The sequence below is a fragment of the Pantoea sp. S62 genome (assembly GCF_016658625.1).
GTDB classification, from domain to species: Bacteria; Pseudomonadota; Gammaproteobacteria; order Enterobacterales; family Enterobacteriaceae; genus Pantoea; species Pantoea vagans.
This window is the reverse complement of record NZ_JACVVI010000009.1, coordinates 19,097-31,522: the sequence shown is the minus strand read 5'-3', so window position 1 is coordinate 31,522 and position 12,426 is coordinate 19,097. Positions and strand designations below refer to the sequence as shown.

Below are 12,426 nucleotides of genomic sequence, written 5' to 3'. Positions count from 1 at the left end.
TATGCTAACTATTCCATGCCTTAACAGGTCATGGGGTGTCCGGGGTCGGAGGTTCAAATCCTCTCGTGCCGACCAAATTCCCTGAAAAGCAGCCCAAAAGGCTGCTTTTTTCGTTTCTGTCGTCAGACTTTAACTTCCCTCGCACGTCCAGCAATCCGATCTATACTTCAAAACGTGTGGGTAACAAGAGGAGAGTTCATGACATTCATCGAAAAAGACGATCCAACCGAAGCACCTGAGTCCGGCGATAAGCAACCTTCCCCGCCAGACGAAAAGTAACCCACAGGGCCGCGTCTGACGCGGCCTTTCTCTGTCGCTGCTTCCCAAGCTGAATATTCAGATTAATCCCGAACGGGGTTAACATTCCTCATGTAATCATCAGGTTAAAGCTTGCAAAAAAGCCTGATCCGCCTCACAAAAGTAGCCACCCGCTGCGCTTTTTCATCAAACTGAAACAAAAATGTCACAGAAAATAACTACCCTGAACTCCCCAGAAATTGACGGATAATTTTTATGGCGATCAAAGCGAAAAGCCTGAAAGATGCAGAAGCGTTACTTCATTCAGGCATTAGCAAAGTGGAACTGGCGTATGACATTGGCAGCGACGATTTCTTTCGTCTGGCGAGCCACTGGTGCGACCGGGGTGCACGCATCAGCAGGGGTCACCACCATTTCGTTGTTTCTCTTAAAAGTTTTGCCATTCCTCCCAACGACTGATTGTGGCGGGCTGCTTGCCCTGAACCATCGCGCCTGATTAAATGCCTTTTTGGGTTCTGATGATGGTTTCGCATGCGCTATCCCGACCTGCCGCTGCCGCCTGTTGCAGGCGGCTTTATCCTTTCCTGTCATCTTAACCACAGCGATCCTTTGCTGGCGGTGAGTCACTTTGACCCACAAAAATACCATGACGCGCTGGCTGTCGAATGGGATATTCCACTGCCCGCCCGACTGCAGCAGGCGGTCAATAAAAGACGTGCGGAATATCTTGCCAGCCGGTTACTTGCCCGGTCAGTAATGGCAGAACTGGGCATTGATGATTTCATTCTGACTAACGCTCCTGACCGATCTCCCCTCTGGCCTGCCGGCATTCAGGCGTCACTGTCACACAGTAGTGGTGTCGTCGTCGTGGCGGCTACCCGTCAGCCCTGCGCAGTTGGCATTGATGTCGAGCAGTTGATGTCAGAGACCACGGCACAGGAAACGGCAACGCTGCTGATGAACGAGCAGGAACAGCAGCTGTTGCGGACGCTGCCCGTCTCCTTCAGTGCGGCCGCCACCCTGCTCTTCTCGCTCAAAGAAAGCGTATATAAAGCGCTATGGCCACAACTGCATCAGCCGATGGACTTTCTGGATGCGGCACTGGTGTCCGTAGATTTCGCGCAGCAAAGTGCCACGCTGAGCCTGACTCAGCACGTCGGCGAGCGCTTTGCGAGGGGGACGTTACTGCAAGCGGACTTTATGTGGCAGGAGAATCAGGTCATCACCCTGATCACGCATCAGCTTTAAAAAACCGGCTAAACAAGGGTATTTAGCCGGGGTAAACACAGACGAAAGAAGACGTTTCAGGATGGCAGAAACCGACGTTTCTGCTGATTGCTAAAGTAGCCTGTCTGACGCGCAGCACGCCAGTGCGCTTTTCTGCTAAGTTTTGCCAGCTGCCGTCAAAGCCCGGTGTCGGTGCGCTTTACCGAGTCGAGCGTGGCGAGATCGCGCTCATTACCGGTCAGCTCCGTTAACTGGCCTTCGCGCATCTCCAGCAGCCGATCGGCATGAATGAAGTAATGATCGTCATGGCTGATGGCAAACACCGTTTTACCCGCCTGCTGCAACCACGGCAGCAGCTCGCGATAAAAGATGCGGCGAAAATGGGGATCCTGATCGGCCGCCCACTCATCCAGTAACAGCACATCGCGCTCTTCCGCCACCGCCAGCAGCAGCGCCAGTCGCTTACTCTGCCCTTTAGATAGCCGCAGGTTCAGCACTTTGTTGCCTTCAATCTTCAGTTTGTCCTGCATCTTCAGCCGCTCCAGCCACTGCTGAACCAGCGCCGGATTGGCCGCAACCCCTTCCCGCCCGATTAACCGGTCAAACAGATGCAGGTCGGTAAAGACCGCCGAGAACTGGCTGCGCCACACATCCAGCTCGTCAGCCGTGATCGCTTTACCATCAAGCAGCAGCGTGCCGGACTGCGGCTGATAAAGTCCGGTCATCAGCATCGCCAGCGTCGATTTCCCGCTACCGTTGCCGCCAATCAGGAACACCAGTTCTCCCCGGCGCAGCGTCAGGTTAATTGGTCCCACCTGGAAGCCATTATCACCATAGTGAAAAGAGACGTCGCGCAGCTCCAGTGTCTGCCAGTCAGAGACGGCAGATGGGGCATGAAACCCGGGCTGATAAGGCGCGAGGTCAAAGGCGTTGAGCTTACGGAAAGCGACCTGGGCACTGAGCAACGTCGGTAACGCGCCCACCGCCGAGAGCAGCGGCGTGCGTAAGAAAAGCAGCGTCAGGGAAAAGGTGGCGGCGACGGCGGTATTAGCCCAGCCCAGGCTGTTAGCCATAAAAAAGACCATGCCGATAGCGCCTAGCGTCATGATATTTGACCAGTTAACCGCACTGAGATGGTAAGTATCCGCGCGTACAATATGATGACGCCAGGCGCGGGCATCTTCCTGATACACGGTGTCATAGACCTGCTGTGCACGGGAGCGGTTAAGCTGCAGCTCTTTGCGCCCTTCAATCACCGTCTGGTAATCGCGATAGAGGTTATCTTCGATTTCCCGCAGCTTTGCCATGTGCTGATACACGCGTGAAACCAGCATCCAGCCGCCCACCAGCGTGACACCCAGCCAGAGACTGGTCACCAGCAGCATTTTGGGCGACAGCCAGGCGAGATAAATTGCCGAGCCAAGCGTAATGATGACGCCCTGAAACAGCTCCGGCAGGCGTACAAAGGCCAGCGTAATCGCCCGCACATCGCTGGTCAGTCCCGCCAGCAGCTGCGCACTGCCGAGTTGCTCGATGCGCTCAACCCGGGAATCGAGGATACGCTTAATAAACTCGCCGCGCAGTCGCCAGACAAACTGATGGCCAAGCATCGTCAGCGCCAGCTGCGAGGCCAGCGTCACCGCCATCAGCACCACCAACTGCAACAGAAACTGCGGCAATACCGCAAAGGAGGTGTTAATGGCGACAATCATTTCGCGATTAATGAAGGCGATCATGCCGATACCCAGCACGGCGCTTAACAACGTCAGCGCAATCACCCCGAGAAAAGGCCAGCGGAACTGGCGAAAAACAACGCTTAACAACGTCATGCAGGCAATCCATCAGCTAAAAACAGCCTGCAGTGTAATGGGATGCCAAATGATAGCAATAGTTATTCTCACCACGCCATAACCGGCGTGGCGGGTCAAAAGGCGCGGCGAAACGTCAGGTTATAACGCCAGGGACCGGCCAGCGGATGAACGCCTGGCTTCAGCGGCAGGATGCCGTGATAACGCAGGCGCGACGGCCCGCCCCACACCACAATATCGCCATGTTCCAGCAGCACACGCTGAGTCGTGTCGCCGCGCTCGAAGCCGCCAAACTGGAAAACCGCCGGCAAGCCCAGCGACACCGAAACGATAGGCTGGCGCAGATCTTTCTCATCTTTATCCTGATGCAGCGTCAGCTTCGCGCCCGGTTCATAGCGATTAAGCAGGCAGGCATCCGGATTAAAGTCAGGAAATCCTGCCTCTGATGCCGCCTGCTTTGCCAGAGTACGAAACAGCGGTGGCATGGGTGGCCATTGACGTCCGTTGAGGTTGTCCTGCTGCTGATAATTGTAGCCACGTGAATCCACCGACCAGCCAAAATCGCCGCAGTTGGTCATCGCCACCGACATGCGATGGCCGCCGGGCGTAATGCGATGGGCAAACGGGTTCTGTTCCGCAATCGTCATTATCTGCTGATAAAGCGCTTCTGCCTCTTCGCGCGCGCGACGCCGCAGGATCACAGCTCCTTCAGCCAGCGGCTCCTGCCAGGGTTGCTCTTCACTAAAAAGATCTAACATCAGGGTTCTCCGGATTTGTCGGGGATCAGGAAGGCAGCAAACTGCGGCGACATCCAGCTGGCAAATTTATCGCCCTGCTTACTAATCAGATAGACCGCCAGATGCTCTTTTATCGCCAGTGCTTTGGCTTTTTCAGTGCCGAGTACCATCAATCCGGTATCCCAACCGTCGGCTTCCAGTGCCGTAGTGGCGATCACCGTGGCGGAGACCAGTTTATGCTCAATGGGCCGTCCGGTAACGGGATCGATCACATGAGAAATGCGCTTGCCGTCCAGTTCATAATAGTTGCGATAACTGCCGGAGGTGCTGATACCGTGTCCCTGCAGATCAACGCGCGCCTGAACCGCATTTTCGCGATCCGTCGGTTTCTGAATCGCCACACGCCACGGCTGCTGCTGCGCATTCAGACCACGACTCAGCACCGCACCCCCGACCGACACCAGATAGTTGTTGATGCCGAGCTGCTCCATCAGCCGCGCCAGATGATCGGTAGCGAAGCCCTCGCCCACCGTTGAGAGATCCACATAAAGGTCAGGCAGATCTTTCTGCAGCCACTGCCCGTCTGCACCCTGCACCACCCGCAGATGCTGTAACCCGGTCTGCGCCCGGGCGGCAGCGATCTGTGCCGCATCCGGCGTATGACCAGGCTGTTTCGTCGGCCCAAAACCCCACAGGTTAACCAGTGGCCCGACGGTGATATCCATCGCCCCGCCGGTTTGGCGGCCAATTCGCAAAGAGGTGATGACAATATCCGCCATATTTTCACTCACCGGCTGCGGTGACAGCTCCCGGCTCTGGTTGAAGCGCGATAGCACGGAATCGGCTTTCCAGGTTGAGAGTTCAGCATCATCCGCGTCCAGCCGCTGCTGAATGCGCTGCTGCAGCTCCGCTTTACGTTCGCTCTCTACACCCGCCAGGCTCACACGCCAGACGGTCCCCATCGTTTTTCCTTCCAGTACCAGTGCGGTTGTTGCCGCTGGCTTATCACAGGCTGCTAACATCAGTACCAACATCGCTATAAACAGCAGATTAATCTGAGAACGCATCTTCCCTCACTTGTAACACTTTATTCAGCTCTGCTACAAAGCATAAACTTCGGGTAAATTAGCTTAAATAGCGTTGAATATTTTTCTGAATCACGAGAACATTCACCGGTCATCTATCCTGACCCCGCCTCCCGACAGGCGATAAACATTAATTCAAAGTAAGGAGCTACAGATGATTTATGCGATTCTCGTTATTGCCCTGGGTCTGTTTGTTTATGGAAGTTATAAAGTGGTCGAACAGCGTCGTCATCGTCATATGACGCCTTCCCGGCCGCGCCATTAACAGGCCTGGCTGCACCTGATTGGGGCAATGCCTCTCTGACGCGCGCGGCAAGTGTACCAAAACGGGCGCGCCTTCTGTGGCTGTGAGAGCGGTAAAGCTGGCATGAATTCTGCACTGTTGAAACAGTGTTTATCTCTGAGAGGTGCAGAATGAAAAATTCACAGAAGTGGCCAACAGCATGGCATCACTGGCTGAGCTTTTCAGCCTTTACGCTGGCAGGTGTGGCATTTGAAGGTGCACGATTCGGTAGTGTTGTGTCGTCGGTAACAACAGCACCAGAACCCACAAAGTGGCAAAAGGCTGAAGCGCTCAGCCCGGAAGGTGATGCAGGAGCGCAGCGGTAACTGCGCTCCCTGACAACTCAGAACATTTAGAACTGGTAAACCAGACCCAATGCCACCACGTCGTCGGTATTGATACCGGCTGCGTCGGTGAAGGCGTTGTCGTCCAGCAGGTTGATCTGGTAATCAACATAGGTAGACATGTTTTTGTTGAAGTAGTACGTCGCGCCAACATCGATATATTTTTTCAGATTCTGTTTGCCCCAGTTCTGAACATCGGTGCCGCGTGAGGTGACATAGGCCAGGGATGGACGCAGGCCGAAGTCAAACTGATACTGTGCAACCAGTTCCCAGTTATCCGCTTTATCCGCATACCCGTAAGCTGAAGAGGCGTCACTGCTGTCACCAAAGCGGGTCGCATTGTAAGCACGTGAGTACATCGCTGCCAGATAGACATTGTTCGCGTCATATTTCAGACCGCCTGTGTACACTTCCGCTTTATCGCCGCGGCCAAGAATACCTGACGTTGCGCTGTTCTGATCATTGGTACGGTCAGACTGGAAAGCTGCTGCGCCAATGCCGAAGCCCTGACCCAGATCATAGGTGGTGCTCAGACCCCAGCCGTCGCCGTTCTGGCCCAGTACGTCGCGGCCATTAGGTGATTCGCTGCTGTTGCCATTCTTGCCCTGATACTGGACTGCAAAGTTCCAGCCATCCACCAGACCAAAGAAGTTATTGTTGCGGTAGGTCGCCATGCCGTTACCGCGCTGATACATGAAGTTATCCGCGCCATAGGTATCGCCACCAAACTCGGGCAGCACGTCGGTCCATGCGCCGATGTCGTAGGCTACGCCGTAGTTACGACCGTAGTCGAACGAGCCTGCATCCCCAAATTTCACGCCGGCAAAGCCGACACGGGTGAAGCTGTCAGCAGTGCCCTGAGACTCGGCGTTGTTCAGCGCGGCCTGATATTCCCACTGGCCGTAACCGGTCAGCTCATTGCTGATTTCGGTTTCACCTTTGAAGCCGAAGCGAACGTAGGATTGGTCGCCGTCAGAGCTGTCGTTATCAGAGAAGTAGTGCAGACCGTCAACTTTACCGAAGAGGTCTAATTTGTTGCCGTCTTTGTTATAGATTTCAGCTGCGTTTGCTGATCCTGCTGCAACCAGCAATGCAGGGATCACCAGGGAGAGAACGCGACGTTTCATTTTGTTACCCTCTGTTATGTGCCTTTATTATTTGCCACTGCGAACTGAATGATTAAAAATTCAGCCGGCAGGCCATTGTTGTTATATAACGGGCAATAATCCACCAGGAAAATGCTACTAAATTTCCAAAAGTGTTTCATAAGTCGAAACAGTTATTTCTTAATGTAAATATCGGGGAACTAATAACCAGCACGGATAGATAAAAATCAGCGCACGAATCGTCAATCTCAATTGGTATTCTTTGTTATCAACAGGTTGCATCAGACCTTTCTGAAGCACTGAATGATAAAACTTTTGCGGGATCTGGTAATAGAATAGACCCCGCTATCATCATTTATTCCATTATTACCTTCATTCTCCCCGAATGAGATGTACAACTTATTATTTCCCGCCGGACAAATCGTCCGGCATTTTTTTGCCTGCAATTTGCCGTTCCGTTATATCCACGTAAACTTTCTTAAGCGGGTTAAATTAACTACGTCTTATTTCCACACAGAGTGTTAAATTGCGCACGCTTTGCACACGGAATGATGAAATATCCGCCATGTTAATTTATCACCGTAATTAAGCAGGCGGATAGTGGGGATGCTGCTGATTGTCAGCGCTCGCGTAGCGATTCTTTGACTTTATTCAGCGGCTTAATCAGATAGTCCATGACCGATTTCTGACCGGTTTTAATCTCCACGTTGGCCACCATACCCGGCACAATCGGGAATTTTCGTCCGGCACGGTTGGTCAGCTCCGCTTTCTGGGTACGAACGTAAACACGATAGTAATATTGATCGCGTTTTACCTCATCCTGCAGGGTATCGGGCGACACCGTTTCAACTTCGCCGGGCAGGTCGCCATAGATAGAAGAGTCATAGGCGGTCACTTTTACGGTGGCGGCCAGACCGGGGCGGATATAGGCGATATCACGTGGATTGATGCGCGTCTCAATCAGCAGCTGATCCTCCAGCGGCACGATTTCCATCAGCTTACCGCCTGGCTCCAGTACGCCACCGACCGTGGTGACCTGAATATCTTTGACGATGCCGCGTACCGGTGAGTAGAGCGTAGCACGCGTCAGCTGATCCTCTTTGCCCGCAGCAACCTGCAGTTGTGCATCCAGTTCGGCATTGTTTTTCACCTGCTCTTCATGGGCACGCACCAGATAGTCGTTACGCGCCTCATCAATTTTACCGCGCAGATCGCTGACCTGACGGCGCAAACGAATCACCTCGACCTGTCCTGCCGCGCCCTTAGCCACCAGCGGTTCCGTTAGCCTCAGTTCATCCTGTACCAGTTTCAGCGACTGCTGCAGGTTACTGATGGTTTCGGTGAGATTACGACGACGCGATTCGTAGAGCTGCCGTTCGCGCGTGACCAGGTTCGGCTCCTTCAGGGTTTCGGCGCTGAACGTCAGCGGCGTGCCCGACAACTCGGCCTCAAGCCTTTCGGATGAGGCACGCAGCGTGCGCACTTTGGCCTGCGCTTCGCCGAAGTTGGACTGGAAGCGCGTCGGATCGAGCGTCGCCAGCACCTGCCCTTTCTCAACAATATCGCCCTCATGCACATTCAGCTGTTTGACGATGCCGCCGTCCAGGCTGTCAATCACCTGCGCGCGGCTGGAAGGTGTTACCTTACCTGTGCCGACGGTCACCTCATCCAGAATGGCGAAGTGCGCCCATATAAGAAAAATCGCCAGCGCGGCGGTGCAGAGCCAGATAATTGCCGATGTCCGGCGCTCATGACGGGCAAGATCTTTATCAACAATAACCAGACTCATGCAGCATCTCCTTTCCCTGGCGTCGCTGGCGTCGTCGCACGGCGCAGGATCTCGTCACGCGGACCATCGGCCACAATCCGGCCATTATCCATCACCACAATCCTATCAACCATCTTCAGCAGCGCCGGGCGATGCGTCACCAGCACCAGCGTCCGGCCACTGATCCAGCCCTGTAGCTGACGGATCACATGTTCCTCCAGCTGTTCATCCATGGCCGCAGTCGGCTCATCCAGCAGCACCACCTGCGGCTGCCGCAGGATCATCCGGCTCAGCATCACCATCTGACGCTGCCCGCCTGACAGCCCGCGTCCGCCTTCATTGATAATACGATCCAGACTGGCGGCATCCTGCTGGACCAGCGACAGCGCGCCGCTGATGCGCAGCGCCTGCAGCATCTCCTGTTCGCTGGCGTGGGGATTACCCAGCATCAGGTTCTGCCGCAGCGTGCCAAAGAAGAGACGGGAATCATGCGACAGCCAGCCGAGCTGACGGCGTAAATCGACAGGATCGATACGCTCAATGTCGACGCCATCGACAATGACTTTGCCCTGAGTGGCCTGCGCCTGACCGGCCAGGATCTTCAGGAGCGTCGACTTCCCTGCCCCGACTTTGCCCAGAATGGCAATCTTCTCGCCGGGCTTGATCTGCAGCTGCTGCACGTGGAGCACATTTTTTTCATTCTCTTCGTCATAGCTGTAATGGACATTGCGCAGATCGTACTGGCCGGTAAGCGTCGGACAGTGCGCCAGCGTGGCGGCTTCAGGCTGATCGAGCGGCTTTTTCAGCAGCTCATCTAGCCCTTTCATCGCCATTTTGGCGTGCTGCCAGCGTGAGAAAACCATGGTCAGCTGCATTAATGGGGCGATGGTGCGGGATGAGAGCAGGCTACAGGCAACCAGCGTACCGGTGGTGATTTGCGAATCGAGCACCAGATAGACACCAAACACTAGCATTCCGGCATAAGTGAGCTGCTGCACGGTCGATGCCCAGCCGGTAAGGCGTGCGCCCCATAACCGCTGCTGATTGCTGATTGAAGCGCTGACTTCGTGGGTCTGTTCCCACTGACGCTGGAAATAGGGTTCTGCCTGCAGCGCCTTGATATCCTCAATCCCTTCGATGGTTTCCACCAGCACCGCATTGCGCAGCGCGCCCTCGCGCAGCCCCTCTTTGGCCAGCCGCGCCATCGGGATCTGCACCAGCAGGCCGGGAATAACGATCAGCGGGATTGCCGCCAGCGGGATCAGCACCAGCCAGCCGCCCACAAACGACATGATAAACAGGAACAGGATGACAAACGGCAGATCGGCTGCTGCACCCACCGTGGTTGAAGTCAGCAACTCACGCACCTGGTCGATCTCACGCAACTGCGAAATAAAGGAGCCGGTCGATTTTGGCCGCGCCTCATTACGGATGCTCATCGCCCGGGCAAACAGCATGGCGGAGACTTTGAGGTCGATGCGTTTGCCCATTAAGTCTGACACCTGAGTTCGCATCAGCCGGATCACATACTCAATGGCTGCGGCGATCAGCACCCCGACAAACAGTACCCACAGCGTGGACTGCGACTGCGCCGGAATCACCCTATCGTAGACCTGCATCGAAAAGAGAATACCGGCCAGCGCCAGCACATTGCTGATCACCGAGGCCAGCGAGATCTCGGTAATACGGCGACCCATGCCACGAAAGTTTTTCCAGAACCAGTGCGGCTCATAGGGCTGAACAAATTCGTCGATACGCGCATCCCGGCCACGCGCCGCCACGCCAATCACGCCGACATCGCCCTGAGCGCGCGTCAGCAGTTCCGATAAGGCGCTTTCGCGCACCACATCGCCGCCTTCACTGAGCCAGTAGCGTGCGCTGCCGTCAGAATCGATATTCTCCAGCACCGCCACGCTGGCATTTTCCAGCACCAGCACCACCGGGGTGATCTCCTGACGCCAGCGCAGTTTGTTCTGCGGTACCATGGTCAGATGCAGTCCGAGCAGCCCGGAAAGCCGATCCAGCTGCTGTGACACCGGCAGATGTTCAAACCAGCGCATCTGCTGACGCAGGGTTTTGCCATCGGCAGGTTTACCGAATCGCGCGGCGACGCGCAGCATGGCGGCAATCCAGTTATCGGTATTCAGGGTTGAAGTACTCATTATTTATGCCTTATCGCTATTGCAGCGAAGGAAGGAGATCGCCGCTGCTTTGCTGGCGATCGATACCCATGATATCGAGCAGATTGTCTACCGCGGCGGCATAGCGCACGGTGGCGTCCCAGCCATCGTAAAGCGCGGTGATACGTGAGCTGTCGGCCTGAAACACATCCTGTTCCACGCTCAGCAGGTCGTTCAGGCTGCGCTTACTCAGACGATATTCATCGGCGTAGACATTACGGGTATGGTCGGCGCTGGCCAGCTGCACTTCTCCGGCGGCCTGCCGCTGCTGTGCCCCGATCATGTCGGCATAGGCAGTCGAGGCGTTCTGATTGATGGCAAGTTTGGCCTGCTGCACCGCAGCCTGTGCCGCTTCGCGATCGCCCTCCGCTGACTCAGTTTTGGCATTCACCATGCCGCCCTGATAAAGCGGCGCTTCCACCTGCAGCTGCACTTCATCATCCCAGTAAGACGAACGATCGTTTTCATAGCGGGTCCGGCCTGCCTGCACTTTGATGGTCGGCCAGTGCCCGGACTGAGCCTGGCGCACCCGCTCACGGGCGGCTTCCTGTTTAGACTGCGCGCTGCGTACTGCGGCGCTGCTTTCATAGGCAATTTTGTCGAGGGTGATCTGCTGTTTCAGCAACGCCTGGGGCAGTTCGGGCAGCGTGGCGGGCACGACACCGGTCAGCACGGTCAGCTGCGCGGTGGCAGAACGCAGCTGGGCGCGATATTGCTCCAGCGTGGCCTGCATCGCGGCGATGCGGGTTTCCGCCTGCAAAACATCTGACTGGGAATTGAGTCCGGCATCGGCACGCAGTTTTGCGATATCCCGTACCCGCTGCAGCGAGGCGATATTGGTGTGCGCCGTTTCAGACAGTGCCTGGTAGCGTTTGACTTCGAGGTAGGCCTGCAGCGTATCTTCCGCCACGGTCGTCATCGAATCGAACAGGCCGAAACGATAAGCCTCTGACAGGGCATGCTGTTCATCAATGGCGCTGCCGGTGCGGCCAAAGTCGTAAAGCAGCTGACTGAGCGTGATACCGCCGGAGCCATTATTGTTCAGACTGCCGGCTGAGTCGGTCTGGTGAGAGCGTCCCGCGGCACCCTGCAGTGAGATCTGCGGATACCAGGCGCTGCGGGCGGCATCCAGATCCCCCTCACCGACGTGGATCTGTGCCGCCGCTTCCGAGATTTTCGGATTGCGGGCAAAGGCCCGGAGAATGGCGTCGCGCAGCGTTAAGCTGGCAATCTGTTCTTCGGTTGGCGCGGCGCGCCAGTTAAATTCGGCTTTCGGTAACGGTGCGGCAAAGGCCGCGGGCACTGCCACGCCACTCAGGGCGCACAACAAAAAAGTTAATCGCGCTTTGTTCATTATCCATACCAGCAGGGGTTCTTATCATCATGGTGTTTTTCCTGGTGAACAAAGCGAGCAAAAAGGGATGTATCTCAGAGCCAGACCGTTTTATTGCGTTATTTTATTTATGGTTCGCAGGCGGGACGCTAAACGACCTTTAACATTATTAGATCATATCCCGCGCTTATTCCTGCTAAAAACAGATGAATTCTTTAATATTTCTCCTTTATGGACGAAAAACAACCAACAAAGGAATTCATACCAATCCAGACAGCCTTAACAGACCTGTCCGGA

Annotated in this window: 11 protein-coding genes; 4 read left to right on the top strand and 7 right to left on the bottom strand. The window is 55.3% G+C overall.

What is annotated here, in order from left to right; all coding sequences use genetic code 11:
* Positions 1-513 precede the first annotated feature (513 nt).
* Positions 514-717 carry a hypothetical protein gene (locus tag IBT54_RS14055; RefSeq protein ID WP_003854174.1) on the top strand — a complete coding sequence of 68 codons (204 nt, stop codon included), beginning with the start codon at positions 514-516 and terminating at the stop codon, positions 715-717.
* Positions 718-789: 72 nt separating this feature from the next.
* Positions 790-1,506 (top strand): 4'-phosphopantetheinyl transferase, encoded by a 717-nt coding sequence (locus tag IBT54_RS14050; RefSeq protein WP_201252318.1) that lies wholly within the window; start codon positions 790-792, stop codon positions 1,504-1,506.
* A gap of 155 nt (positions 1,507-1,661) precedes the next feature.
* On the opposite strand, the gene IBT54_RS14045 is transcribed toward IBT54_RS14050, so the two are convergent.
* The 3 genes from IBT54_RS14045 to apbE all read right to left on the bottom strand — a co-directional run bounded on the left by IBT54_RS14045 (position 1,662) and on the right by apbE (position 5,097).
* On the bottom strand, positions 1,662-3,314 hold the full coding sequence (locus tag IBT54_RS14045) for a multidrug ABC transporter permease/ATP-binding protein (protein ID WP_013358544.1): 1,653 nt from the start codon (positions 3,312-3,314) through the stop codon (positions 1,662-1,664).
* Between the two features lie 95 nt (positions 3,315-3,409).
* Complete coding sequence (gene alkB, locus IBT54_RS14040; protein ID WP_033783711.1) at positions 3,410-4,051, bottom strand: DNA oxidative demethylase AlkB; 642 nt, start codon at positions 4,049-4,051, stop codon at positions 3,410-3,412.
* The gene (gene apbE / locus IBT54_RS14035) at positions 4,051-5,097 is read right to left on the bottom strand and encodes an FAD:protein FMN transferase ApbE (protein WP_033783712.1); all 1,047 of its coding nucleotides are present in this window, start codon (positions 5,095-5,097) and stop codon (positions 4,051-4,053) included. The genes alkB and apbE overlap by 1 nt, the downstream gene beginning before the upstream one ends.
* 172 nt (positions 5,098-5,269) lie before the next feature.
* Here apbE and IBT54_RS14030 point away from each other — a divergent pair, with 172 nt between their 5' ends.
* Both IBT54_RS14030 and IBT54_RS14025 read left to right on the top strand, forming a co-directional pair.
* Positions 5,270-5,380, top strand: a complete 111-nt coding sequence (locus tag IBT54_RS14030) for a hypothetical protein (protein WP_013358547.1) — start codon at positions 5,270-5,272, stop codon at positions 5,378-5,380.
* Between the two features lie 149 nt (positions 5,381-5,529).
* Positions 5,530-5,724, top strand: coding sequence for a hypothetical protein (locus IBT54_RS14025; protein WP_013358548.1), 195 nt, complete (start codon positions 5,530-5,532; stop codon positions 5,722-5,724).
* Between the two features lie 26 nt (positions 5,725-5,750).
* On the opposite strand, the gene ompC is transcribed toward IBT54_RS14025, so the two are convergent.
* From ompC to IBT54_RS14005, 4 genes are all read right to left on the bottom strand, one after another.
* Entirely contained in the window at positions 5,751-6,869 is a 1,119-nt protein-coding gene (gene ompC / locus IBT54_RS14020) for a porin OmpC (protein WP_033783713.1), read from the bottom strand.
* Between the two features lie 598 nt (positions 6,870-7,467).
* Positions 7,468-8,637 carry an HlyD family efflux transporter periplasmic adaptor subunit gene (locus tag IBT54_RS14015; protein ID WP_013358550.1) on the bottom strand — a complete coding sequence of 390 codons (1,170 nt, stop codon included), beginning with the start codon at positions 8,635-8,637 and terminating at the stop codon, positions 7,468-7,470.
* On the bottom strand, positions 8,634-10,778 hold the full coding sequence (locus IBT54_RS14010) for a type I secretion system permease/ATPase (protein WP_095706863.1): 2,145 nt from the start codon (positions 10,776-10,778) through the stop codon (positions 8,634-8,636). The genes IBT54_RS14015 and IBT54_RS14010 overlap by 4 nt, the downstream gene beginning before the upstream one ends.
* 16 nt (positions 10,779-10,794) lie before the next feature.
* On the bottom strand, positions 10,795-12,150 hold the full coding sequence (locus IBT54_RS14005) for a TolC family outer membrane protein (protein WP_013358552.1): 1,356 nt from the start codon (positions 12,148-12,150) through the stop codon (positions 10,795-10,797).
* Positions 12,151-12,426: the final 276 nt, after the last annotated feature.